This is a genomic window from Terribacillus aidingensis (assembly GCF_040703035.1).
Classification (GTDB): Bacteria; Bacillota; Bacilli; order Bacillales; family Amphibacillaceae; genus Terribacillus.
The window spans coordinates 3,030,228-3,055,816 of record NZ_CP159996.1; the positions used below are offsets into that span (position 1 = coordinate 3,030,228).

At 44.9% G+C, this 25,589-nt stretch carries 26 protein-coding genes; 14 read left to right on the forward strand and 12 right to left on the reverse strand.

The window, feature by feature from the left end; genetic code table 11:
- Positions 1–55: 55 nt before the first annotated feature.
- Complete coding sequence (locus tag ABXS78_RS15710) at positions 56–787, reverse strand: GNAT family N-acetyltransferase (RefSeq protein WP_366247986.1); 732 nt, start codon at positions 785–787, stop codon at positions 56–58.
- Positions 781–1,449 carry a peptide-methionine (S)-S-oxide reductase gene (locus ABXS78_RS15715; protein WP_366247987.1) on the reverse strand — a complete coding sequence of 223 codons (669 nt, stop codon included), beginning with the start codon at positions 1,447–1,449 and terminating at the stop codon, positions 781–783. The genes ABXS78_RS15710 and ABXS78_RS15715 overlap by 7 nt, the downstream gene beginning before the upstream one ends.
- Before the next feature lie 258 nt (positions 1,450–1,707).
- On the opposite strand from ABXS78_RS15715, the gene ABXS78_RS15720 reads away from it, so the two are divergent.
- Together ABXS78_RS15720 and hisA are read left to right on the forward strand one after the other, a co-directional pair.
- Positions 1,708–3,225: a glycosyltransferase family 2 protein gene (locus ABXS78_RS15720; RefSeq protein WP_366247988.1), complete on the forward strand. Its 1,518-nt coding sequence runs from the start codon at positions 1,708–1,710 to the stop codon at positions 3,223–3,225.
- A gap of 75 nt (positions 3,226–3,300) precedes the next feature.
- Positions 3,301–4,056 carry a phosphoribosylformimino-5-aminoimidazole carboxamide ribotide isomerase gene (gene hisA / locus ABXS78_RS15725; protein WP_366247989.1) on the forward strand — a complete coding sequence of 252 codons (756 nt, stop codon included), beginning with the start codon at positions 3,301–3,303 and terminating at the stop codon, positions 4,054–4,056.
- Between the two features lie 28 nt (positions 4,057–4,084).
- Here the strand turns inward: hisA and ABXS78_RS15730 are convergent, their stop codons facing one another.
- The 6 genes from ABXS78_RS15730 to ABXS78_RS15755 all read right to left on the reverse strand — a co-directional run bounded on the left by ABXS78_RS15730 (position 4,085) and on the right by ABXS78_RS15755 (position 8,692).
- Entirely contained in the window at positions 4,085–4,423 is a 339-nt protein-coding gene (locus tag ABXS78_RS15730; RefSeq protein WP_366247990.1) for a hypothetical protein, read from the reverse strand.
- A 91-nt stretch (positions 4,424–4,514) separates the two neighbouring features.
- A complete protein-coding gene (locus ABXS78_RS15735; protein ID WP_366247991.1) occupies positions 4,515–5,408 on the reverse strand; it encodes an NAD-dependent epimerase/dehydratase family protein in 894 nt (297 codons plus the stop codon).
- 12 nt (positions 5,409–5,420) lie between these two features.
- A complete protein-coding gene (locus tag ABXS78_RS15740) occupies positions 5,421–6,044 on the reverse strand; it encodes a DUF1796 family putative cysteine peptidase (RefSeq protein ID WP_366247992.1) in 624 nt (207 codons plus the stop codon).
- Positions 6,045–6,133: 89 nt separating this feature from the next.
- A complete protein-coding gene (locus ABXS78_RS15745) occupies positions 6,134–7,042 on the reverse strand; it encodes an NAD-dependent epimerase/dehydratase family protein (protein ID WP_366247993.1) in 909 nt (302 codons plus the stop codon).
- Between the two features lie 12 nt (positions 7,043–7,054).
- Complete coding sequence (locus ABXS78_RS15750; protein WP_366247994.1) at positions 7,055–8,266, reverse strand: glycosyltransferase family 4 protein; 1,212 nt, start codon at positions 8,264–8,266, stop codon at positions 7,055–7,057.
- A 108-nt stretch (positions 8,267–8,374) separates the two neighbouring features.
- Positions 8,375–8,692, reverse strand: a complete 318-nt coding sequence (locus ABXS78_RS15755; RefSeq protein WP_366247995.1) for a hypothetical protein — start codon at positions 8,690–8,692, stop codon at positions 8,375–8,377.
- 156 nt (positions 8,693–8,848) lie between these two features.
- Between ABXS78_RS15755 and wecB the strand changes: the two genes are divergently transcribed.
- From wecB to ABXS78_RS15770, 3 genes are read left to right on the forward strand one after another with little or no spacing between them, the layout of a single operon-like run.
- Positions 8,849–9,940: a UDP-N-acetylglucosamine 2-epimerase (non-hydrolyzing) gene (wecB, locus tag ABXS78_RS15760; protein ID WP_366247996.1), complete on the forward strand. Its 1,092-nt coding sequence runs from the start codon at positions 8,849–8,851 to the stop codon at positions 9,938–9,940.
- Positions 9,933–10,919, forward strand: a complete 987-nt coding sequence (locus tag ABXS78_RS15765) for a polysaccharide biosynthesis protein (protein WP_366247997.1) — start codon at positions 9,933–9,935, stop codon at positions 10,917–10,919. Before wecB ends, ABXS78_RS15765 begins: the two co-directional genes overlap by 8 nt.
- Positions 10,919–11,755: an SDR family oxidoreductase gene (locus ABXS78_RS15770; protein ID WP_366247998.1), complete on the forward strand. Its 837-nt coding sequence runs from the start codon at positions 10,919–10,921 to the stop codon at positions 11,753–11,755. The genes ABXS78_RS15765 and ABXS78_RS15770 overlap by 1 nt, the downstream gene beginning before the upstream one ends.
- On the opposite strand, the gene ABXS78_RS15775 is transcribed toward ABXS78_RS15770, so the two are convergent.
- Positions 11,734–12,822, reverse strand: coding sequence for a glycosyltransferase family 4 protein (locus tag ABXS78_RS15775; RefSeq protein WP_366247999.1), 1,089 nt, complete (start codon positions 12,820–12,822; stop codon positions 11,734–11,736). The genes ABXS78_RS15770 and ABXS78_RS15775 overlap by 22 nt on opposite strands.
- Positions 12,823–12,914: 92 nt before the next feature.
- Here ABXS78_RS15775 and ABXS78_RS15780 point away from each other — a divergent pair, with 92 nt between their 5' ends.
- From ABXS78_RS15780 to ABXS78_RS15795, 4 genes are all read left to right on the forward strand, one after another.
- Positions 12,915–13,661: a glycosyltransferase gene (locus tag ABXS78_RS15780; protein WP_366248000.1), complete on the forward strand. Its 747-nt coding sequence runs from the start codon at positions 12,915–12,917 to the stop codon at positions 13,659–13,661.
- A 122-nt stretch (positions 13,662–13,783) separates the two neighbouring features.
- Positions 13,784–15,016, forward strand: a complete 1,233-nt coding sequence (locus ABXS78_RS15785) for a glycosyltransferase family 4 protein (RefSeq protein ID WP_366248001.1) — start codon at positions 13,784–13,786, stop codon at positions 15,014–15,016.
- A gap of 96 nt (positions 15,017–15,112) precedes the next feature.
- Complete coding sequence (locus ABXS78_RS15790) at positions 15,113–15,544, forward strand: hypothetical protein (protein ID WP_366248002.1); 432 nt, start codon at positions 15,113–15,115, stop codon at positions 15,542–15,544.
- A gap of 92 nt (positions 15,545–15,636) precedes the next feature.
- Positions 15,637–15,858 (forward strand): hypothetical protein, encoded by a 222-nt coding sequence (locus ABXS78_RS15795; RefSeq protein ID WP_366248003.1) that lies wholly within the window; start codon positions 15,637–15,639, stop codon positions 15,856–15,858.
- 130 nt (positions 15,859–15,988) lie between these two features.
- Here the strand turns inward: ABXS78_RS15795 and ABXS78_RS15800 are convergent, their stop codons facing one another.
- The gene (locus ABXS78_RS15800; RefSeq protein ID WP_366248004.1) at positions 15,989–16,288 is read right to left on the reverse strand and encodes a hypothetical protein; all 300 of its coding nucleotides are present in this window, start codon (positions 16,286–16,288) and stop codon (positions 15,989–15,991) included.
- A gap of 163 nt (positions 16,289–16,451) precedes the next feature.
- Here ABXS78_RS15800 and ABXS78_RS15805 point away from each other — a divergent pair, with 163 nt between their 5' ends.
- The 4 genes from ABXS78_RS15805 to ABXS78_RS15820 are packed head-to-tail and all read left to right on the forward strand — an operon-like array spanning position 16,452 to position 20,211.
- On the forward strand, positions 16,452–17,549 hold the full coding sequence (locus tag ABXS78_RS15805) for an ABC transporter ATP-binding protein (RefSeq protein ID WP_366248005.1): 1,098 nt from the start codon (positions 16,452–16,454) through the stop codon (positions 17,547–17,549).
- Positions 17,539–18,348 carry an ABC transporter permease gene (locus tag ABXS78_RS15810; protein WP_366248007.1) on the forward strand — a complete coding sequence of 270 codons (810 nt, stop codon included), beginning with the start codon at positions 17,539–17,541 and terminating at the stop codon, positions 18,346–18,348. Before ABXS78_RS15805 ends, ABXS78_RS15810 begins: the two co-directional genes overlap by 11 nt.
- Positions 18,341–19,147 (forward strand): ABC transporter permease, encoded by an 807-nt coding sequence (locus ABXS78_RS15815; RefSeq protein ID WP_366248008.1) that lies wholly within the window; start codon positions 18,341–18,343, stop codon positions 19,145–19,147. The genes ABXS78_RS15810 and ABXS78_RS15815 overlap by 8 nt, the downstream gene beginning before the upstream one ends.
- Positions 19,144–20,211 (forward strand): ABC transporter substrate-binding protein, encoded by a 1,068-nt coding sequence (locus ABXS78_RS15820; RefSeq protein WP_366248009.1) that lies wholly within the window; start codon positions 19,144–19,146, stop codon positions 20,209–20,211. Before ABXS78_RS15815 ends, ABXS78_RS15820 begins: the two co-directional genes overlap by 4 nt.
- An 80-nt stretch (positions 20,212–20,291) precedes the next feature.
- Here ABXS78_RS15820 and ABXS78_RS15825 read toward each other — a convergent pair whose 3' ends face one another.
- Both ABXS78_RS15825 and ABXS78_RS15830 read right to left on the reverse strand, forming a co-directional pair.
- Positions 20,292–21,731: a glycoside hydrolase family 1 protein gene (locus ABXS78_RS15825; protein WP_366248010.1), complete on the reverse strand. Its 1,440-nt coding sequence runs from the start codon at positions 21,729–21,731 to the stop codon at positions 20,292–20,294.
- A 22-nt stretch (positions 21,732–21,753) separates the two neighbouring features.
- Positions 21,754–23,655: a beta-glucoside-specific PTS transporter subunit IIABC gene (locus ABXS78_RS15830; RefSeq protein ID WP_366248011.1), complete on the reverse strand. Its 1,902-nt coding sequence runs from the start codon at positions 23,653–23,655 to the stop codon at positions 21,754–21,756.
- Positions 23,656–24,103: 448 nt separating this feature from the next.
- Here ABXS78_RS15830 and ABXS78_RS15835 point away from each other — a divergent pair, with 448 nt between their 5' ends.
- The gene (locus ABXS78_RS15835; protein WP_366248012.1) at positions 24,104–25,516 is read left to right on the forward strand and encodes a hypothetical protein; all 1,413 of its coding nucleotides are present in this window, start codon (positions 24,104–24,106) and stop codon (positions 25,514–25,516) included.
- The last annotated feature ends 73 nt before the right edge of the window (positions 25,517–25,589 follow it).

A 25,589-nucleotide genomic window follows, 5' to 3' on the forward strand; every position in this document is an offset into this window, starting at 1 on the left:
GTTGTTTGCTATGTATTCTCTTTATCAGTATATCGAAAGTAAACTCGCTTCGGTGCTATAAACCTTTATAGTAGGCTGCGATTTTCCTGATAACTTTACAGCCATTCCTCTGGAATACCCGCTGCATGGTCAGATTTTCTGCATGGGTACTGCCTTCATAAACAACTGCACCCATTTCTTTCAGCATCCTTAAACTGGCGGCGTGGACAACTTGTCCTAAACCTCTGACGCGAGCTGGCGGTAAGGTGCCGACATAATAAATGCGACCTTCTCCATCACTTCCTGGTTCCAGATGAGGAATTGTCATGGCAACTGGTATATTCTCCTCATAAATGATTCGGCAGCTGTCTTTCCATTTTTCTCCTAGAAGGGCTTTTACGTCATCCAGCTGATTTTCTATCGAACGTGAAGAGGCACGATTAGCTGACTGCTCCATACTGGACTTCCATATCTCCAAAAATCTTTTTTCATCTGTTTCACCCATTCCGATAGCTTCCCAACGATAACTAGGAGAAAGCGGCTGTACGTCTTCCAGTTGTTTACGATACAGGTATTTCTTTGCAAATAGATCATATCCATAATCGGACAAAAGCGAATGAAAGGTGTCATAATGTTTATCTTCTGTACATACAGTTACTCTAGCATGAATAGAGGAGATTTTACCCATGACACTCTCCGCATGCTGGAGCAGCTTCTGCAAACTCTCTGCAGAAGCCGGCCTTATTTGCTCGATATCGACTTGATTCGAGAAACGCGCGAACTGAAAATGAGCTGCAGTGTCTACCATTTCAATTCATCCAGCAGCTTTTGAAGTCCGATAGCTTCATCTTCAGAAATGTTCCAATGCGCTATTTCTTCCTTGATAGATGCCAACGAGCCGTATTCCCTGACAAATCCATTCAGACGAGCTGTGATTGTGGAGGCATGGAATGCTGCTTCATTTGGAAAGTTCACCATCAGCTGCTCCGTCGCCTTTTTAAAACGTTTCAAGTAGTACTTCTGGTGATGCGGTTCTGCTTCGGTAAAATCATGCAAAGGAGCTATTTCTGTATATATAGGTTCTTCTCGGTCACCTTCCAGCTGCAGTTTTACAGCTTCCATTAATGTTTTCTGTTCGGCATTCCGATACATCAGCAGACTGATATACTGCCTTTCTTTATACGCTGGCCGGTTCGGATTATGATCATTCCAGAATTTGCGCAGCAGCTGTTCTAGTGAAATTGCATCTGGATCGAAGGATACTTCGAGTGTTTCGGTGTGATCACCCATCTGCCTATAAGTCGGGTTCGTTTTCGTTCCTCCGGCGAATCCGACTCTCGTACGGAGGACACCTGGCAGCTGACCGAAATTCGCTTCTGGACTCCAAAAGCATCCCATACCGAACACAAGCGTATCGATTCGTTTATTTTCTAGCATGCGCTGCTCAATAGCTTGTATGTTTATGTCCATATACCTATCTTCCCCTTCCATAATAGAGAATTAGAACTGTAAATCAATTCCACATCATTCGGCAGTAGTTGACGCTTTACATACGAATATTCCCATTATTTGACTAACGAATCATCATTCCAACAAGGTTTTCCTATGCTATTATGTGACTTATGAACCAGGTTGTAAGCAGGAGCTATTTCAATTTTTAATGATCATGACAACACGTGTTAACTTCCTATAAGCCTGCTCGTTATAAAAAAGGAGGAAGAAAGTAAGATGATGACAATTCCTGGCAGCATGGGAACACGTGCATTGCCACGTATCAAGCGTACGTATATGCGTCCGCGTATCGTCGCGTTCATTCCCGCTCACAATGAAGAAAAATCTATTCAAGACTGTTTGACGGGCTTAAAAGAGCAGGTACTGCCAAGCGGTGTCGAGCTTGACGTGTTTGTAGTAGCGGACAATTGCACTGACCGGACAGAAGAGGTAGCAAAAGAAACCGGCGAAGAACTCGGATTATCTATTGAAATAATCGTAACAGAAAACAACAAACAGAGAAAAGTCGGAGCACTTAATGCCGTCTGGAAAGCTATATACGGAGACAACATGGATATTTATGAAATGGAACGGACCGATTTCGAGATTGCATATCAGCGCTCTGTCAAAGGTATCCTTGGGATGGATGCTGACAGCAGACTAGCACCGCGTGCTTTGCAGCATTTATGGGATGGATTGATGAGTTCCCGGAATATTGGCGGCGTAATGGCGAAATATACGATGCGAATGCCGAAAAAGAAGAGCTTGCTGTCCAAGGATGACCCTTATTATGAGGAAAAGCTTGCTAGCGGTGAATATGGCGGTCCCATGTCCAGGTGGTGGACGCACCAGCAAAAACAGGATATGGCGAGCTGGCTTCTCAGCCTGCAATACCGCGGCGGAAGCACGTATGTACTTGGTGGCCAGGCTACGCTTTTCCGACCAGAGGCATTGTATGAAGTAATGCAAAGCAACAAGCTGGATGGACCTTGGCAGAATGATACAGATGTAGAAGATATGCTGTTGACGTGGCAGCTTCAGAAAAACGGTTGGAAAACACTGATTAGTCCGAATGCCCGCTGCTTTGTTGATGCCATGCGCTCTTATCACACTTTCCGCAATCAGCGGGTAAAATGGAGCTCTGGTACTGTGAACTTGCTGACTGATCGTGATCTGATGATGAAAACGAGGCATACCGGTCATTTGTGGCGCTCACAACTCAAGACAATGATGGATTTGCTTGTGCGTGTTTTCTTCGTCCTGCTTTTAGGTGCTGCCATTGCAACAGATCAATTCCTGTGGTCGTGGGTATGGGTAATACCGATTGCACTCGCCTCGGTACTCAACACGATACTGGCGTTGAAAACGCCGATGCATCGACCCATAGACGTAATCCTTGCTTTCCTGCTGATAAGTCCGGAGTTATATTTATGGGTCAATCTGATGACATTCGCACAAGTCTGGGCCGAAAAATTATCCAATGATAAAAAAGACGGCTGGGCCAATCAGTACCAAGCAGAGGCAGGTAAAACAAGAAGCAAGCTTCTGCAAGGTGTCCTTGCTGCGCTATTGTTCATTAGCATTGCCGTTTTTGCTTGCTACTATTTCCGTGATTATCTTACAAGTGAAGCTGTCCAGCAAGCGACGAAGCCATACTTGATGGCCGGCTGGATCGGACTGACTGGACTGACTGTTTTCATGTCCTTCATTATGATCTATCAAATCTGGACATTACGCACCAGACACAGCGCGTGAATTGACAGGCTGCCCTTTCCCTGGGCAGCTTGTATGTTTTATACTTGTAGCAATAGACAGAAAGAAGGGATTCCTTTGTTGTTCCGGCCTTGCATTGATTTACATAATGGAAAAGTAAAACAGATTGTCGGCTCGTCGATTACAGATGAAAATGATCATGTTATTGAAAATTTCGTATCCGCGCATGATTCTGCCTACTATGCGGATCTTTTCAAGGAGAAACAAATTGCCGGCGGACATGTCATCATGCTTGGTCCTGGAAATGAAAAGGCTGCGATAGAAGCATTAAAAGCTTATCCAGGCGGCCTGCAGATCGGCGGAGGTATTCGACCAGAGAATGCAGCGGACTATCTCGATGCTGGAGCCAGCCATGTAATTGTCACATCTTATATTTTCCATGATGGCATGCTTGATGAGGATCGGCTGCGTAAAATGAATGAAGCTGTCGGTAAAGAACAACTCGTCATTGATTTAAGCTGTACGTCTCATGATGGCAAATGGTTTGTCGCAACGGATCGCTGGACGAAGCGGAGCAGCTTCGAGGTCAATGCAGAGAATTTGGAGATGCTAGCGGCATTTTGCGATGAATTTCTCATCCATGCCGTTGATGTGGAAGGAAAACGGAATGGCATTCAAGAAGAGCTAGTCTCCCATTTGGCTGCACATATGCCCATTCCCGCAACGTACGCAGGGGGTATTCGTTCCCTTGAAGATATCGACCTTTTCCGCCAGCTGACAGATGATCGAATGTGCTATACCATCGGCAGCGCGCTCGATTTATTCGGCGGTGATATTCCTTTGGAAGCTGTAGTATCCAAGGAAAATAACTAAGACCCTCCCAAGATCGGAAGGGTCTTTTTTATTTCAGTTTATCTGTAAAATTCGAGAGGAAACCTTGTGCTTTCTCTGTCAGATTTCCGACGACATCATTAGCCTGATCCGTTACGCCTTGTGCAGCTTCTGTACCTTGTTCTACCGCTTCTTGACCTAATGCTGTCCCATGTTCTGTCAGCTCAGCAGCCTGATCTGCTAGACTATCGACGCCTGCTGCTTCTGTCACTTGGTCGACAGCTTGCTGCGCTTGCTCGGTTACTTGCTCACCGTTCAGCAGCTCACCTGCTTTGTTCACAAGCTCTTCTGGTGCTATGTCACTTATCTTATTCCCGATAAGCTCTTTGAAGGAATCAAAAATGCCCATATAAACACCTCCTATGGGTTCACTATATGGCATGCGCGCTTGCTATACAACTCATATGAAGCTATTTCCATGTAAAGAATCTGTGAACATTCTATAGCTGAGCTGTATATTCCCATACATCCGCCAAAGACATCTCCAAGGACCGGGTTGGCTCCCATTTGAGTGCCCTGATTTTTTCCGACATCATCGGCAGCTTCATTTCCATTGCTTCTTCTGTTTCAGACCGAATGGTAAAGTCAAAGCTGCTCACTTGGCGGAAGAGTGACAGAATTTCACCTAAAGAAACCCATCTACCAGAAGTAATTTCATATGTCTCTCCAGCTGTTCCTTTAAGAAATAGTGTTTCATAAGCCGTGACTAAATCTCTGACATCGATAAAATCTCGTGTCACAGCTGCATTACCAACCTGGAATTGTGATTTCCCGGATGTCTGCAGCTGTCTTAACTGCTTCGCAAATAATGTACACACGCCATTCGAAACTCCAGGTCCAATGATGTTGGAGGGCTTGGCGATGATCACATCGACCTGAAAAAGATTATGCCATGCCAGACCAACAGTCGTCTGCATCGTTTTCGTAAGACTGTATGGATGAGTCGGAGATGCTGCATCGCTTAGTTCATCCTGCAGCACACTTCCAGCTATCACCACACGCGTCGATAGTCCAAGAACCCGTACAGCTTCAACGAGATGCAGCGTCGAATCCACATTTGCCTGCCAGCTTTTAAAAGGTCTTTTCCATGATTCTGGCACACTGTTTTCCCCAGCAAGGTGCAGGATATAATCCGGATTCGTCTTCTCCAGCAATGCATGTACAGCGGCTTTATCACTTAAATCCAGAGAATGAATATGCAAGTTTTCTTGCATTAGGTCCAGCTTTGTCAGCCGAATCACAGCGTGAACAACATAGCCTTTACCCAAGAAATGCTGTACTGCATGTTTTCCAGTAAATCCGCTCGCTCCAGTAATCAAGATCCGTTTACTCATGTGTACCTCCTATCAGACAAGATAGATATCCTCAAACAATTGTGTCCACAGCGCATTATTTCCTTCCCAAATCTCGTTATTTGGCAGCTCTACGCTGTAGACATTGTTAAGCGGCCAATGCTTTTCAATAATCCCCGAAACTGGTCCATGGTTGACAACTAAAATACGGAAGTCATGGCTGATGATAGAACGGAGTACGCGCTCCAGCTCCGCTGTTTCTTTAAAAGAGGCGTTCGTCCTGACAAATAAAATGCGCTGAGCTTTATGGAGACTCTCAAGAAGTCGATTAGCCCTGCGGTCAAGCTTCGCTTTTACCTGCGGATACATACGTAATTGGGTCAAACTGTTACGCATGGTATCAAAATCATGATTGGAATAGATAACATTTCTTTCGTCCAGCACAAGCAGCATTTGTTCTGTTGCCTTCCCGATAATGCGCAGATTCTCCCGGAGCATAAAATCTGCAAATCTCTTTTCAAACAGCTCTCTCACTTTGGGTAATTGGGGAGTACCCATCCAATCGAGCGGGCCGGAAAACGGACGAAGACCATTCTTTTTCAGCTGAATCGCGCCCAGACATAAATCACCAAGACTGAATACCGCATCATAGCCGCCTTTTATCTGGTCGTTTCCCAAGCTTCATTCTCCTTTCGCAATCTCCCCTCCCTACCATATATTCGCTTACTGTTCTTACTGGCAGGGCATCTTGTACATTGCGAGGAAAATCACGACAGCTGCCACGTCCTTTTAATGCCTTCGTAAATACCAATAGCTGGATCCCAACCCAATCCAGCCGCTGCTTTCTTGTTACATAGACAGCTGTGGGATATATCGCCTGCTCTTTCAGATGTAAATGTAATGTCCAGTGAGGCACCCAGCTGTTTGAAACATGTTGCCAAATCGAGAATGGACGTGCTGGTACCAGTGCTAGCATGAAAGATTCCTATTTGATCTGCCTTCATTGCCTTAAGATTCGCCGTGACAATGTCTTTGACAAAGATGAAATCACGCGATTGAGAGCCATCCCCGTGAATCATGATAGGTTCTTTTCGTTTCAGTTTTTCAGTAAAAACAGCCACTACCCCACCTTCCCCTTTTGGCCTCTGCCCCGGACCGTAGACATTTCCATAGCGAAGGATGGTATATGGAAGCTGATACATGTTGTGGAAAAGCTTAATATAATATTCTGCCGTCAATTTGGAAGTCCCATAGAATGAGATCGGTTTAACTGGATCATCCTCTGTGATGGGCAGCTTGATCACATCTCCATAAACTGCTGAGGTAGAGGCAAAGATGAATTTCTTCACACCGGCTGTCCTGCTTGCTTCCAGCATATTGATAGTACCGCCGATATTCACATCAGCATCATAAACCGGCGCAAGAATACTCTTTGTTACATCTGCCTGAGCTGCAAGGTGAAAGACAACATCCGGCTCTTCCTCAATTACCGCACGATAAGCATCCGCACTTTTCACATCAAACTGATACAGTTTAACATCTTGCGGAACTGCTTCATTTCCGGAGTCGCTTGCAGAAAGATCATCCAAGATTACAACTTCCGCTTGCTCCTCCAGCAAAGCATTAACTAAATGACTGCCAATAAAGCCCGCCCCGCCTGTTACGATCGCTTTCATTGTCCCCCTCCTTCAACTCTTTGCAGCGTATCTTTTATAGATTTCCATAAGATGATCCACACCCGCTTCCATGGACCAATGTGACATCCCCCACTCCTTCGCTTGTTCACCAAGTACTTTTCGATAAGGCTCATCGTCAAGCAGCGTTTGGATGGCACTGTGTAACGCTGCAGTATCAGCTTTGGGGATGACTAAGCCTGTAACGCCGTGGTTAACCATTTCCGGCAGTCCCCCAGCATCACTGACGATGACAGCTCTTCCGCTAAGCTGTGCTTCTATCACACTTAAAGGCTGGTTATCTATCAAACTTGGACTTACCACTATATCCGCAAGCTTCAAAATGCTTGGTACGTCTTCCCGCTTACCAGTGAAGACTACATGTGCTTGCAGACCGGCATTCATCACCCGGTTCTGCAGCTGCTGTTTGTGCCTTCCTTCACCGATCATCCAGCAAACCCAATCCTGACGATCCTTCAATGAAGCCAGTGCATCGACAAGATAGCCTAGTCCTTTCAATTCAATCAAGCGCCCTGTGTAGACAATAAGTTTCTTTCCGGGAGGAACCTGCATCGTTGTAGGTAATGCCTGCTGCTCGAGAAACCTACCGATAGAAAAACCGTAATGCAGCTTCTCAAATTGCCCATTCGGGACAGCGAAATCCTCCACCAGAATGTTACGCAGCCAGTCATTGGCAACAATGGTAACACTTGCACTTTGTGCTCCCAGCTTCTCAATATGATCGAAGTATGCCTCTGCCAAATGAGAAGTAGATGACTTTTGGGAACTTTGCAAAATATGGCGCATCTCATGAGATACCAAACCATGCAAAGTTGCGATAAGCGGCACTCCATCAGGCTTGACTCTATCCAATGCTACCGTTGAAAGAACATCCTGAGTATGAATGATGTCATAATCGTGCAGTCCAAATTCAGCCGCTGCAAGTTCATATGTGTACCGCTGGGTTTCCATATACTCGATATAATTATTTCGATACATTTCCGGATACTTACTCCGCGGCAGAATACTGCTGACATAGGGAACCCAGCGTTCTCTTGGGATCAATTTATCTTTCCCAACGAGATGGACATACGAATTCTCTCCGCCATAGCCGAGAATGTCAGCAGTATGTCCCATCTCTTCTAAACGAGTCTTCAATTGCGACATATAATTCCACACACCGCCTAGATGCGGAATGGACCAGTAAGTTGCTAATAATATTTTCATCGTTTACCTCCCGCGCTTCAGACGCCCACTATACAGCCCTATCAGTATATGGAGGACCGAAAAGCATGTGCCTGGCAAAAAAAGCTTCCCATTATGAACGGGAAGCTTCTATTCTTTTGGTACAGCAGCCAGGATATCCAAATCAGGAATCGTGACCCTATGATTATTGATCCATATTGTTTTGGAGCCATTTTCGTTAGCCGTAATTGGGAAATTATACACTTTGCTGTAAGGTTCAAACGGAACTGGTGTGGCTGGAATAAGCTTGGGAGGCATCGCTGATGCAGCAGCTGCCCTTTTCGCTAGTTGAGCTGACTGCTGCTTTTCCTCTATTTCGGTCGATGCTGCAAGAGAAGTTGTTAGACTCCTGTGATGCAGAAAAGATCCTCCCCAGTTAGTTCCTCCGCTTCGATATTGATTTGCCATTATCATCACCTCTTCCCAGCCAGTATATGAATCTACCGGGTTCTTGCCATTCTTTCGCAAAACCCGGTGCATCAATCCAATCCCTTCTGTCAATCCATCCATATACTAATCAACGAAAATACGCTTAGAAAACAGCGGTTTTAAAGGAGGTTATTTGTGAAGGTTTTAACTGTTTTAGGAACACGACCAGAAATAATCCGACTGTCTCTCATTATCAAAAAACTGGATCTGCTCGCAGATAAGCATATTCTCGTACACACAGGCCAGAATTACACCTCCACCTTGAGTGATGTATTCTTCACTGAAATGCAGATTCGAAAACCAGACTATATCTTGTCGCAAAGCCAGCAGACACTAGGGGAACAGCTCGCAACCATGTATAAGGAAATGGAAGCGATCCTGCTCGATGAAAAACCTGACAAAGTACTTGTTCTCGGAGACACCAATAGTGCACTAAGCGCTTTGCTTGCTGAGCGGATGCACATACCGGTAGTTCATATGGAGGCGGGCAATCGCTGTTTTGACTTAGAGGTGCCGGAAGAGAAAAACCGGCGGGTCATTGATGCAATCTCCAGCCTCAATTTACCGTACACGCCCGGAAGCAGGGAAAATCTGCTGCGTGAAGGTCTGCCTGCAAAACGTGTTATCGTATCCGGCAATCCAATTTATGAAGTATTGAAACACTATGATTCTGACATTCGCAAGAGCCGGATATTGAAAGAGCTTAAGCTGAAGAACAAAGAGTATCTTCTGACGACTATCCATCGGGCGGAAAATGTCGATCACCCCGATCGGCTACGTGAGATCCTTCTTGGTTTAAGTGAGACAGCAGAGAATCTTCAAAAACGGATGATATGCAGCATCCATCCGCGCACAAAGTCCAAAATCACAAAAACGGACGAATTGACACTTAGTCCACTCGTCGAATTCTACGAACCTTTCGGCTTTTTTGACTTCGTCACATTAGAAAAGTACGCCTTCCTTGCCCTGACTGATAGCGGCACTGTACAGGAAGAATGCTGCCTTTTCCGCGTCCCAACTGTTACTGTCCGCAAAACGACAGAACGTCCTGAAACGGTTGCATGCGGCAGCAACATGGTATCTGGCATTGACGCAGCAGCTATCGAGCGGTCCGCCATGATTATGGCTGCCAGTTCAAAAGATTGGGAGTTCCCTGCAGGATATGCAGATTCCCACGTTTCGGATAAAGTGATTAAAATTCTTTTAGGAGGTTTGGAGATTGTATAAGGATAAAACAATTTTCATTACAGGGGGAACGGGTTCTTGGGGGTATGAGCTTGTAAAACAGCTGCTGCTCCATGACCCTAAGGAAATACGGATTTTCTCCCGTAATGAATCCCATCAATTCACAATGAAGCAGGAATTCAATAATAATCCTAAACTTCACTTCAAAATAGGCGATATCCGGGATCGGGATGCATTAATCGAGGCTACGGACGGAGCAGATTATGTATTCCACCTGGCTGCACTGAAACACGTGCCCGTTTGTGAAGATCAACCACTGGAAGCACTCAAGACAAATGTTATCGGAACCCAGAACGTCATCGAGGCTGCTATTCACCATAACGTTGATAAAGTCATCTATATTTCCACAGACAAAGCTTCTGATCCAGCCAATTTCTATGGATTGTCCAAAGCAATGGGGGAACGGCTGATCACGCATGCCAATACGTTGCACGCCAATACGACATTCGTCTGCATCCGCGGCGGGAATGTACTCGGCACAAATGGAAGTGTCATCCACGTTTTCAAAAAGGCTATAAAGCAAAAGGGAAAAATCGGGATAACAGATCCCAATATGACCCGCTTCTTCTTGACTGTCGAAGATGCCATCAAACTTGTTTTCAAAGCTACTTCCGAAGCAGTCGGCGGAGAGATATTCATTATGAAAATGCCGGCAATCAAAATTACCGATTTGGCAAAAGTCCTGATGGAATCATCCGGCAGTACCGACGTAGAATTCGAAATACTAGGTATTCGACCGGGTGAAAAGATCCACGAGCTGCTTTTGACTGTAAATGAAAGCCACTCTGCCATTCTTTATGATGAGCGCTACTTCGTCATTCTACCGGATATCAAATCCGAAGCGATAAAGAAACGGTACAAAGACTACAAGAAGGTGGAAATCACCAACTACAACTCCAGCCAAAACCTGCTATCCATGGAGGAAATCAAGACCATGCTATCCAAAGGCGGTTTTATCTGATGACAAAGATACTTATCCTCGGCGGTAAAGGTATGGCAGGACATGTGATGTATGAGTACCTGCGCAGACAGCCGGAATATGAGGTCCGCTTCACATCCCGCGACAAGACGGATAAGAGCAGTATTTATCTTGATGTTACGGATACAATTTCCCTAGAGAAACTAATAGCTTCTGAGAACCCTGATATTGTGATCAACTGTACCGGTATCTTGAACGCAGCTGCTGAACAGGATCCCTTGCTCGCTTTCCGCGTCAATAGCTTACTGCCTCACCAGCTTGCCGCTTTCATGGAAAGGCAGCAAGGACGCCTGATTCAAATCAGTACAGATTGCGTATTTTCAGGTGATAAAGGACGTTACACAGAATCTGATTTCCGGGATGGAAATTCTGTCTACGCCCAATCTAAGCAGCTCGGCGAAGTAACAACTGCTCCTCACCTCACTATTCGCACTTCCATCATCGGACCTGAGTTGAAAGACGATGGCATCGGCCTCTTTCATTGGTTCATGAGTCAAAGCGGCGAGATAAAAGGTTACGAACGTGTTTTCTGGAATGGGGTAACAACGCTTGAATTAGCAAAAGCGACTCATTTCTTTATTCAGCAGAAGACGAGCGGTCTTTTTCATTTATGTCCTTCAGATACGATCAGCAAGCTTGACTTGCTGCTGTTATTAAAAAGTGTATACGAAAAAGACGACGTCCAGATCATTCCAGACGACGTCCATGTATTGGATCGGACAATTGTAAACACAAGGGTTTCACCAGCATATGCTGTACCATCTTTTCGCGAGATGCTCGAAGAACAAAGAAAATATTACCCTTTGCTATCATCCTGAACACCTAATGCAAGCAGCATCTGTTTGAATGATGCTGCGTACGCAGAGTAATGGAAACGCTCCTTTACATGGCGGATGGCGTTTTCCCGTATCCGATTACGGAGCTCGGTGTTTTCCATCATTTCCTTTGCTTCCCGAAGTGCGGAATCCATGTCGCCGATTTGATAGTACTTGCCAGTTTCATTATGAATGACTGCTCTTCTGACGCCATCTGAATCTGTCGTAACGACTGGACAGCCGCAGCTGATTGCTTCCAGCACAGCATATCCAGCTCCTTCGACTTTGGAAGTGGCCAATAGGAAGCCGCCGGAATCAGCAATTAAGGAAAAATAATACGACATATCTTGATGCGGGACATCTGGCAGGATGGAGACATGACTCCTCAGCTGCAAGCTGTCCAGCATTTGTTCAAAAGCAATATTCTCATTAGGTTCCGCTAAAGAAGGATCATGGAACATATAAAGCTGCAAATCCGGCCGCAGTTCTGTAAGCAGCTTATGACCGATTTTCAAAAATTCACGCCAATTCTTATTGTCTTCAATTCTGCCAATCCAAGCAATGATAGGTTTTTTTGCTGCAGTTCCGGGCAAGTAGGTAAAGGCGCTTGCATCAAAGCAATTATCAAAAGCAAATGTCGGCGTATTCGGATAGAACTCCTGATAGATATCTGCTATATGATCTGTCATGGGATGCAGCAAAGCATTGGCATAGTTATTCACAATCGGTACAGCCATTTTCAATTGGGAATAAGCTAATTCCTTCGGTCCGAACCCCTGCACTTCCAGAATCAGTTTTCCCTTGAAGCCAAGCCTGCGAAAACGCGGGAAGCTGAGAAAATCGGAGGTTACGATTGCCGCGTCAAACTCGTTTTCATCAAATATTTGCTTGAGTTCGGTGTCCTCATTCGTAATATATAATGGCGCGCCATGGTCATTTACTAAGTCCCGACGTTTCCCATAATACAGAAAATGTGAAGAGATACCCACAAGCTCCAGGGCTGCCCGCCGTTGTCTATTGAGTGTTTCAACACCGCCGCTCGGTACGTAAAACACAAATAACACCTTCATGTCCTGCCTCCTTCATTAGGCGTGCCAAAGTTCATCCTTACCATGCTTATGCTGGAGCAGCGATTTTATGACGACTAGAGGAGGAAGCAGACTTGCTGCCAAAAGTAACGATCATCATCCCATTTTATAATGACAAATATGTCCCTCATGCTATTCAAAGCGCCTTAGATCAAACATATCCGAACATTGAGGTACTGCTTGTTGATGATGGGTCCACAACTGAAATGGATAAGCTCGAACCGTATATGGAACATATTACGTATGTACGGAAGGAAAACGGTGGTACAGCTACCGCCTTGAATCTCGGTATTGAAAAAAGCACTGGAGAATATATCGCCTGGCTCAGCTCCGATGATATGTTCCTGCCAGAGAAGATACAAGTGCAGATGAACTATATGCTTGCCAACAACGCACTTGTAAGTTTTGCGAACTACCATTTAATAGATAAAGATAATCAAGTTTTTTACCCTTGGTGCGGCAAACGTTTTTCTCCTGCCAATAATGAGAAGGAAGTCTACGAATCTTTCCGTACGGAAAACCCGGTTAACGGATGTACGATCGTCGCGCGAAAAGATGTCTTTGACACGACTGGCCTTTTCAATCCGGGCTTTTTGTATACCCATGATTATGATATGTGGTTCCGGATGCTCCTCACAGGTTTCCACATGCATTATATAGATGAAGTGCTGATCCATTTCCGATCACACGCAGAGTCCGGCACATCCAGATTCCAGCCTCAAATTAAGCATGAAATCAAGACAATAGAAGATTATTACCGCCCAATACTGGATGAATACCTGGATAAATATGCATCGTTCAATCAAAAGGAGTCAACATGATGGATAAACAGCAATTCAAATTACTGATCAAACGGGCTCCAGCGGGCTATACCCTTCCGGATGTCCGTTTCTTCCCGCTGATGGAAAATCACCGCAAAACAACTTAAAGGTGGCTGCCTATTATGAGAATACTGCTTGTTTCCTATTATCCGCTTCCGCATGTCGGCGGCCTATGGACAGTCGTGAACAATCTTTCAAATGAACTAAGACGGATTGGACATGATGTTGATGTCCTTGCACAGACGGAAAGTCTATCAGAATACCGAATCATCGGTCAGGATGCTCCCTTCCAGGTTGCCGATATTCGCCCTCATATTGAATCTGAGCTCTCTGCTGCCTTCCCGAATCTTGAAGCTGGTTCCTGGATTCATACGACGGAGGTCTTGCGTTACAGCCTGGAATTGACAGCTCTTGCTTTGGATATTTCCAAATATGATGTCATCCACGCCCAGGATGTGATTGCCGCTAATGCTATGAAAAGAATCAAGCCGGATCACATTCCCCTTGTCACAAGTGTCCATGGCTATTTGACGAAGGAAATTTTCCTGGCACTCCAAGGCATTTATCCGAGAAAATCTGATGAAGAACTATACAGCAGTTTGGAATATCAATACCATGAACATCTCGAACATATTGGCTGTCACGTTAGTGAGTTCGTCCATACGCAAGCAGATATTACGAAGCAGAATCTGATCCAGCAGCACCGGATTCCGGAAGCTCGATTTGTCCAGTTTCCATATGGGATGGATATTGCATCATTTAACAGCCGCCCGCATCAGCTTGATCGAATACCAGCTGCAACGAAACCTGTCATACTCTTTGTCGGCCGGCTCGTACAGTTAAAAGGCGTGCATGTGCTTATTGAGGCACTGCGTCAGCTGAAAGCAATCAACACGGAATGGGAATGCTGGATTCTTGGTGATGGTTTCGAAGAAGCGATCAAGCGCTTCACCGATCAGATGGAGGACGCGGATCTATTATCAGACATCCGCTTACTAGGTTCTGTGGCGAATGTGAAGGACTTCCTGGAGACAGCTGATATCTTCGTTCTGCCAAGCCTGCAGGATACCCAGCCCCATTCTGTCATGGAAGCGCAGCTGAGTGGTATACCAGTAGTGGTAAGTAATGCGGGAGGTCTGCCAGAAATGGTTGAAGAAGGTGTTACTGGATTACTTTCAGAAGCTGGTGATTCATCCAGTCTGGCAAATCAGCTCGCTCGCTTGCTGGCTGACCCTGCCCTGCGGCTGCGATTGGCAGCCCAAGCCAAGGAATGGGCAAGAAATCAATGGTCATTAGTAAACATGGGGGAAAACACAGAAAAACTCTATAAAAAAGCCCTTTCTATGCCAGACTGATAGAAACGGTGAACTTGTACCAAGATGGCTGTCCTTTACAGAATGAAGATACGTTCATATATTACAGTATCTTCTATATGAAGGGAGGACATAAACTTGGTTACAGTACTAGATGCTAGAACATCCCAAAATGCCAGCACCTCGAACTCTATTTCCATTCCTGTCACAGTTGGTACACCGCAGGCTTTCGGTCAGATTGGACTTATCACTGCCGGAACGACAACTCCGATCCGAGTGCAGATGAGCGGCATTATCTCGTTGCAGCTACCCCTTCTGCCAGCTTTGACAACTGTCAGTGTCACCATCGTCCGCGGTACTCAAATATCTGATCCGGTTGTTTTCTCAGCAGAATCTAACTTGGATCTCGAGATTCTTGGACCGCAAGCATTCAACTTCGTTGCAGCTGATGTGAATATTTCACCGCCTGTTAACGGACAACTAACGTATACTGCGTTCATTTCATCCAACTTGCTTGGAACCACTCGCGTAGGTCCGGAAAGCTTTTACGGCATTGCTTTCACTGGTTAATTGAAATTCAAAACTAGACGTATCTTCTCCTTCATCTGCCGTGCCTGTTTGACGACACATTCATATCTTATTTTAGAAAGGTGGTGAATTGAATGCCTAGATTTGATTTGAGAGTTTACGGACCAGGACTCCCTGGAGATCGCCGAAGAATCACTGGCCAATTTGTGACAGATGGTCCTGGGTTCGATGACGATGGAGATTTTGGTTTTGATGATGATGAATTTGACGTAGATCCAGAAGTTGGCGGTACTATCTGGGGTAATCAACGCGGAGCTTCATTCCTATCTCCTCGCACACCTGTACTGCCTTACTAATAAATAAAAACGGCAATCCAGTTGGGTTGCCGTTTTTGCATGGAAGAAAATAGGTAAAGCGTGTTCCGAACTTTCTCAAAAAGACTGCCTTAAGAGACGGCAGTCTTTGTCGATTATGGTTATGCTATTATTATCGCCGCTGAAGCTGTCTGGAGAAAGTCTCTACCAGCAATACGACAGCTGCTGCCGCGTGCAGGATCCATCCAACGAAAGGTATCCATCCAAGAGCGGATGCGGTAATTCCGATGATGCTGCCAGCGAGCGGTCCCTGAACCCGAACAGCGAGCACCAACGTGATGATGTGAAGCACCAGCATGATGACCAGCGGCATCCATCCATTGGATAATATGATGATACCGCCAAGGACAGGAATCGCCAAAACAGCCTCCAAAATTCCTGTAATCAGCTTCATAGTTCTTGTTGCAGACATAAAACTCGCCCTCTCTATACGTACTGGTTTTCTACATATACGTATCATACAGCAAAATGTTCCACGGTAAAAAAATTCTATTCAATGCGCCTTCTTATGTCGTATAATGGTACGTCAAGATTTTTAGCGTCAAAAATACGGAAAAGAAACAAGGGAGATGACAATGACAAAGAAACCGATCATTCAATTCAACAATGTAATGAAACAGTACGATAAAGATACCACCGTTTTGGACAATGTCAGCTTCGAAATCGAGCGTGGTAAATTCTATACCCTTTTAGGTCCTTCAGGGTGCGGAAAAACGACGATTTTACGTCTGATTGCAGGGTTCACAGAAATGACTTCCGGTGAGATGTTATTTGATGGAAAGCCTTTGAATAAGATTCCTGCCAATAAAAGATCTGTGAACACAGTATTTCAGGATTATGCTCTATTCCCTCATCTAAATGTATATGAAAACGTCGCCTTTGGTCTGCGCATCAAAAAGATGCCTCAAAAGGAAATCGATGAAAAGGTGAAAGAAGCATTGCGTTTCGTCAATCTGGCAGGATATGAAAAGCGAGAAATCAGTGAAATGTCTGGCGGGCAGCGTCAGCGCGTTGCAATTGCACGAGCCGTTGTGAACGAACCCGAAGTAATTTTGCTGGATGAGCCATTATCCGCACTTGACCTGAAATTGCGCACAGAGATGCAGTATGAATTGCGTGAGATGCAGCAGCGTCTAGGTATCACGTTCATCTTTGTAACGCATGATCAGGAAGAGGCACTGGCTCTCTCAGATGAGATATTTGTCCTTAACAACGGCAAAATTGAACAAAGCGGCACACCAACAGACATATATGATGAGCCGATCAACCGTTTTGTGGCTGACTTTATCGGAGAATCCAACATTGTGGATGGCCGGATGATTCGGGATTATGAAGTGGAGTTCACCGGCAAACGTTTCGCCTGTGTCGACCAGGGTTTGCAGCCGAATGAACCTGTTGAAATTGTCATCCGTCCCGAGGATTTGCATATAACAAGCGCAGAGGCTGGTAACCTGCGCGTCAAAGTGGATTCCCAGCTATTCCGCGGAGTCCATTACGAAATATCCAGCTACGATGATGCTGGTAACGAATGGCTGGTTCATTCTACGAAGAAAGCTGTTGTCGGAGAGGAAATCGGACTTGCATTCGATCCGGAAGCCATTCACGTGATGCGTCTGAATGAGACGGAGGAAGAGTTCGATAAACGACTTGAGGCGTACGACGATGGAGAATAAGACGACTCGCAACCTGTATACGATTCCTTATGTCATCTGGATTGCTTTCTTCGTTATCGCACCGATTCTATTGGTCCTGTATTATTCCTTTCAGGATTTGAACGGGAATTTCTCCCTGACTAACTATCGGAACTTCTTTACGCCTATTTATCTGGAGATGACATTAAGCTCCTTCTGGTATGCATTTTTAATTACGCTTATCACTTTGCTCTTTGCTTACCCGACAGCTTATTTGCTTACAAAGCTGAAGCATAAACAATTATGGCTTTTATTGATCATTGTCCCAAGCTGGATCAATCTATTATTAAAAGCATATGCATTCCTAGGTATTTTTGGCACATACGGCATGGTCAATAAATTTCTGGAAACAATCGGCGTCGGATCAAAGCAGCTTCTTTTCACAGATTTCAGTTTCGTGTTCGTTTCTGTCTATATTTTCATTCCATTTATGATATTGCCGATTTTCAATGCTCTGGATAAGCTGAACCCTACTTATTTAGATGCAGCGAATGATTTGGGGGCATCACGCTGGACGACATTCCGCCGGATTGTTTTTCCTTTGACGCTTGATGGTGTGAAGGCAGGCTGTCAGATTACATTCATCCCAGCTTTATCTCTATTCATGCTCACACGACTTATCGCCGGCAGCCAAGTGATTTCACTCGGTACTGCGATTGAACAGCAATTTCTAGTTACACAGAATTGGGGTATGGGATCGACAATTGCTGTCTTCCTGATCATATTCATGTTCATCATCATGCTTTTAACGGGAACAAAAAGGAGGAGAGCACGTGGATAAAAGAATTTCTCCCCTATCACGAATTTTTCTGATCATTATGTTTGCACTATTGTATTTGCCTATCTTTTACCTGATCTTTTATTCGTTCAACAGTGGCGGCAATATGTATGATTTCGAGAACTTTACGTTTGATTGGTACAAAGAGCTGTTTCAAGACACTCGACTGTTGATCATTGTTTTGAATACCATCGTCATTGCCCTCCTCTCCGCTTTGATTTCAACAATCATCGGTGTGCTTGGTGCGATTATGATCTATAAAATACGTTCCAGCCGAACAAAGTATACCTTGTTGTCACTGAACAATATTTTGATTGTGAGCCCGGATGTCATCATCGGTGCCTCCTTCCTCATCCTGTTTACGATCGCGGGTATTCAGCTTGGATTTTATTCGGTGCTGCTGTCGCATATCGCTTTCAGTATCCCGATTGTCGTTTTAATGGTGCTGCCTAAGCTGTCCGAGATGAGTCCTTCTCTGCTTGATGCAGCAAGAGATTTGGGGGCATCACGCTGGGAAGTCATCACTAAAGTTGTGATTCCTTATATCACTCCAGGTATATTCGCTGGCTTTTTCATGGCACTTACGTATTCGCTCGATGACTTTGCTGTTACGTTCTTTGTAACAGGAAATGGTTTCACCACATTGTCCGTCGAGATTTATTCCCTGGCAAGACAGGGAATTTCCTTGTCCATCAATGCACTTTCAGCAATCATTTTCCTTGTTACAATGCTGATAGTCGTCATTTATTATTTTATTACCCGCCGCGGCAAGCGATCACCTGATCTGGAGGTGCTCAAATGAAGCAGCTGATACGTTTAGCCGTTGTGATCGTTGCTGTGAGCGCTATTCTGCTTGTTACGATTTCGCGCTTGAATGCATCTCAAGGCTACTCTGGCGGCAATACGCTTACTGTTTATAACTGGGGCGACTATATTGATCCAGAAGTAATTGACGATTTTGAAAAAGAAACAGGTATTACTGTCGTCTATGAAACATTCGATTCGAATGAAGCAATGATGACAAAGATACAGCAGGGCGGAACAAGCTATGATGTTGCTGTACCTTCAGAATATACGATTGAAAAAATGAAGGAAGAGGATTTGCTGCTGCCGATCGATCACAGCAAGATACCGAACCTGAAAAATATCGATCCCCGATTCATGGATCTGACGTTTGATCCTGGAAACGAATATTCTGTACCATATTTCTGGGGAACTGTTGGTATTGTGTACAATACCAAGCAGATTGAAGGTATCGATTTTAATAGCTGGGAGGATCTATGGGATCCGGCCTTAAAAAATAAAATCGTGCTGATTGATGGTGCGCGTGAAATTATGGGAATGGGACTTAACAGCCTTCATTACTCCCTCAACGATACAGACCCAGAACATTTACAAGAAGCTTATGACAAGCTGGTCAGTCTGAAACCGAATGTCAGAGCATTACTTGGGGATGAAAACAAGCTGCTGATGGCATCCGGAGAGGTTTCCATCGGAATAACGTGGTCTGGGGATGCATCTGAGATCATGGCTGAAAATGAGGATCTCGACTATGTCGTTCCAGAAGAAGGCTCCAATCTATGGTTCGATAATATGGTCATTCCGAAGACAGCCAAGAATATCGACGCTGCACATGAGTTCATCAACTTCATGCTCGATCCAAAGATCGCTGCACAAAATACCGAGTATGTAAGCTACTCCACTCCGAACAAAGAAGCATTGCAATATATGCCGGAGGAAATGGTCAATGATGAACGCTTCTACCCGCCGACGGAACTGACAGATCGTCTCGAAGTATATGAGAACCTCGGCAAAGAAAACCTGGCTAAGTATAATGAATTATTCCTGAAATTCAAGATGGAATAAGCAAAAGCATGCGTCACGGCGCATGCTTTTTTCTATGAAAAAAACCTTATCCAGTTCATCTGGATAAGGTTTTCATCTGCTTACAGTTGTGCACCATTTGTTTCAATCACGTCTTTATACCAATGGAACGATTTCTTCCGGCTTCGCTCCAACGTACCGCTCCCATCATCATGCTTATCGACATAGATGAAACCATAACGCTTAGAGTACTCCCCTGTAGAGGCACTTACCAAGTCAATGCAGCCCCAGCTTGTATAACCCATCAAATCCACGCCATCTTCAATGGCTTCACCCATCGCTTTGATATGATCACGAAGGTATTCGATGCGATAATCATCGTTGATGCTGCCATCTTCTTCGACTTTATCATACGCTCCAAGTCCGTTTTCCACGATGAACAATGGCACTTGATAGCGATCATACATATCATTCAATGCAATACGAAGACCTAATGGATCGATTTCCCAGCCCCAGTCGCTTGCTTTTAAGAACGGGTTTTTCACACCAGACATGATATTGCCCTGTGCCTTCTCATCATCGCTCTTTTCTGCTTTCTCTGTGCGGGACATGTAGTAGCTGAAACCAATGTAATCGACTGTTCCTGCTTGAATTGTTTCCAAGTCACCTTCTTCAATTTGCAGCTCTACGCCTTGTTCCTTGAAGAAACGTTTAGCGAAAGCTGGATAAGCACCGCGTACCATCACGTCTCCGCAGTAGTTGTTGAACAGGCGAGCTTCCTGATCTGCGTAGAAGATATTTTCCGGCTTGCTGTCATAAGCGTAGACTGGTGCATAGATAATCATGCAGCCAATTTGTGCCTCCGGACTTACTTCATGACAGTATTGGACAGCTTTTGCACTGGCAATAAACTGATGATGCAGACCTTGGACTACTGATTGGTACTTATGCTCACCAGGCTGGATGGAGAAACCTAGGCTCATGATCGGCATGATAAGTCCGCTATTGATTTCATTGAATGTCATCCAATATTTCACTTTGTCTTTGTAGCGATCCAAAACAGCTTTGGCATAACGCTCGAAGAACGTAATGACCTCACGGCTCTTCCAGCCTCCATATTCTTTCACTAGGTTAACTGGCATTTCATAGTGAGAGATAGTAACAACCGGTTCAATACCGTGCTTAAGCAGCTCGTCGAATACACGATCATAGAAAGCAAGCCCTTCCTCATTCGGCTTCAGTTCATCGCCTTTCGGGAAAATACGAGTCCAGGCAATGGACATACGGAATACTTTGAAGCCCATTTCCGCAAATAGCGCGATATCTTCTTTATAACGATGATAAAAGTCGATTGCTTCGTGGTTCGGGTACGAGTATTTATCCGTATCGATTTCAAAATCAAATCCTGGCTCTGCCAAGATGCGCAGACGCTCTTTCCCGCCTGGAAGTACATCCGCGATATTCAAGCCCTTATTGCCTTCATGGAAGCCTCCTTCCATTTGGTTAGCTGCCGTTGCGCCGCCCCATAGGAATCCTTGTGGAAATACTGTTTGATTTGTCATAGTCTATCTCTCCTTTTATGATTTAGGATGCTTCTTTTGATGTAGTTGCAGGAACTGCCAAATCCAGTATTGCTTCACCGCTGTTAATAGTTCCTTCTGCAAGTGCTGTGATATCTTCATATTCAGCTGTATTTGTGATGATAATAGGTGTTATTACGTCATATCCTGCTGCTTGAATGGCTTCTATATCAAAGGATACAAGTTTTTGTCCTGTTTGAACTTTATCACCTGAGGCGATATGAGCTGTGAAATGCTCCCCATTCAATTTCACCGTATCAATACCGACATGAATCAAAACTTCAGAGCCATTTGTACTTCTTAAGCCAATAGCATGTTTTGTTGCGAATAACGTAACTACTTCACCATCTACAGGAGACACTACTTCACCTACTGTCGGAAAGATTGCTGTACCTTTACCCATGATTTCCTGCGCAAATGTCGGATCACTTACTTCAGCAAGCGAGCGAACCTCTCCTGTCAGCGGACTAGCAATGACTTCAGATGCTCTCTCAGAATCTGTTTCTTCTGCTGTATCTACTGCTTTTTCTTCTGTCGTTGTTGTTTCCTCAGCAGGTGCTGCAACCTCTTCAAAGCCCATGATCCATGTCATGATAGCTGCTGCAACGAATGCCAGGACTAGACCAAGAATGGCAAAGATGAACTCTGGTCCTACGAAAGTCGGAAGACCTGGAAGTCCTGCCATACCGGCAACGATATAGGCTTTTACATCCGTAAGTGCATATAGTAATCCACCGGCTGCAGCACCGATCAAGGCTGCAACGAATGGTTTCTTCAATCGCATATTAACCCCGTACATAGCAGGCTCTGTAACACCCATAGTTGCTGTTAAAGCAGTTGTGAAGGACAAAGACTTGAATTTTTTGTTTTTAGATCGCATTGCAACCGCGAATGCAGCACCAGCTTGTCCAAAGTTGGCAAGGAACATGGCTGGAATCATATAATCAAATCCATTTACTGCAATATTATTCAGCATAATTGGCACAAGTGCGTAATGCATACCAGTTATGATGATAAGTGAGAACGTTCCTGCAAGCAGGATCATAGCGATTATTCCAGCATTCTGGAATAAGAAGTTTGTTCCCGTAGACAAGTAGTTACCGGCTATAGCTCCAAGTGGCCCTACTGTAATCAAGGTAACTGGAACTACAACTAACAAAGTAACTGTCGGGACAACAATCAGTTTTAAGGAAGCATGTGTTACACGGTCTACCCATTTCTCCACATAAGACGCAATCCAGATAGCCAGCAAGATTGGTATAACCGTAGATGAATAGGTTGCGACTGTTACTGGCAATCCTACAAAGGAGATGGATCCTCCTTCTGCGAACATAGCAGTCAGCGTCGGATGCAGGATGGCTGCTCCTATCGCAGCTGCCACATACGGATTGGAGCCGAATTTACGTGCTGCACTGATTGCCAGAAGTATCGGCAGGAAGTAGAATGCACCGTCTCCGATTACAGTCAGGATTTGATACGTCTGGGAGGCTTCTTGCAGCCACCCGAATGTCACTAGCAACGCCGCAATACCTTTGATCATACCGGCACCAGCGATAGCTGGCAGAATCGGCGTGAATACACCGGAAATAACGTCGAAGATAGAGCTGATTACATTTTTCTTTTGTTTCGATTCTTCGCCCTCTGTACTCTTTGATTCACTTAAATTGCTATTTGCTATAATTTCCTTATAAACCTTAGGTACCTCATTGCCGATAATCAGCTGAAACTGACTGCCGCTGATATTGGAGCCAAGAACACCATCTACCTGCTCCAATGCTTGCCGATCTGCTTTACTGTTATCGTACAAGTTGAAGCGAAGGCGTGTCATACAATGGATGACATTTTGTACGTTCGATTCTCCGCCTACCAATTGCAAAATTTCTTCTGCTGTTTTACGATGATTCATGATAGACCCTCCATTCGGGGATATTATAGTGAGGATAAAGGATGCCGCCTTTATCCTTTTTTCTTTGATAAGCTCAAGGTTTGGTACACAAAAAAACCCAAACTACACCCCGTGCACAGAGTTTCCTCTGTCTTCGGAATATAATTTAGGTTTTGCCTGCTTATCAGTAACAATCCTAAAGGATAGTTGTATTCGGTTGTTTGTATTACACACTCAATTTATCATGTAAGCGGATTATTGTCAACGCTTTCATGATTTTTTTTATTCGTTCTGATAGATATCATTTGCTGCTGGCGTATTTTCCGGTTGTTTCCTCGTTAGCTTTCATACATTGCACACATAGGGGAATCCTCCCATTCATTTACACGCTCCAATAAAGCAATAGTCACCGGTACCTTCTGTCTTACATAGGCTATGGCACATGATGAGATGAAGGAGGAACCCCCGCTTGACAGACCTGACAATGGCCCATTGGATGTATCTGGCAGGAACACTTTTGATTATTTTAACGATGCTAGTTCGGCAGAATGTGCTGGTTCCAGCATTATTGATGACCTTCTTAGTAGGTTGGACGTATACGGGGACGCTTGTAGAGGGACTGCAGGCAACCTTCAGCGCAAGTCTCACAGCTGCCTCGGAACTATTTAATATCTTCTTAATTATTACCGTTATGACTGCTTTGCTGCAGTCTTTAAAAGCATTACGGGCTGATGAACGGATGATCCGTCCTTTTGGTTATATTATGACTAACGGCCATACTTCCTTTTGGGTATTGGCATTCATTACGTACTGTATTTCCCTATTCTTTTGGCCTACACCTGCCGTACCGCTCGTAGGTGCAATTCTGCTCCCTGTTGCAATAAAAGCCGGTCTGCCGCCACTAGCAACTGGTGTGGCAATGGCGATTTCCGGCCAAGGTATGGCCCTTTCTGCTGACTATATTATTAAAATCGCACCAATGCTGAGTGCAACAGCCGCTGGTGTAGAGACAGCAGCGGTGGCAGACAAAGCGCTTATATTATCGCTTATCACCGGTATCACAGCCTTGCTGCTGGCATACTTCCGTATTCGAAAAAAAGTCTCTGCCCCTTCCAATGTGCATCTGGAAAGATGGAATGGGAACGATGCGTCCAGTGAAGCTCATTCAGGTAATAACCCGAGGTTCAGTGTCTTGTTTGCAATTCTGGTGCCTGCTGCCTTTCTTGTTGTCGTTATCTACATGGCCTATACGGCCTTCAGCAATACAGCTTCTCTTGAGGGCGGGGCAGGTGCTGCTTTAATTGGAGGTGCTGCTATCCTTCTTATGATTGCAGCAGCAGTCGCTTACAATTGGAAACAATCCTTGCATAATGTGAGTGACCACTTGGTAGACGGCTTCACCTTTGCTTTCCGGGCAATGGGACCAGTAATTCCGATTGCAGGATTTTTCTTTTTAGGAAGCGGAGAAATATCTGCCAGGATATTCGGTCTGGAAGATGCGGCGCAGGCTCCTTCCTTTCTCTTTGATTTAGTAGAAGCTGGTCAGCACTATATTCCAGAGAATCCTATTTTCGCCGGATTTGGTTTACTGATAGTCGGCATGGTAACTGGACTGGACGGTTCAGGCTTTTCCGGGCTCCCTCTCGTCGGGGCCCTTTCAGGCGCCCTAGCACCTGCTGTCGGTATGGATGCCTCTACGCTTGCTGCAATTGGACAAATGGGAGCGGTTTGGGTGGGTGGCGGCACGCTGATTGCCTGGTCTTCTATTGTAGCGATCGCTGGATTTGCACGGGTACCAGTAATGGAATTAGTGCGGCAATGTTTTATCCCAGTCGTTACCGGACTTTTACTTTCTACCATCATCGGAATTTGGTTATTGTAAGAGCTACAGAGACTTTAGACATAAGTGCTTTACCCAAATCAAAAACCGTACTAAGTGAGATCTTCTTTGTGAA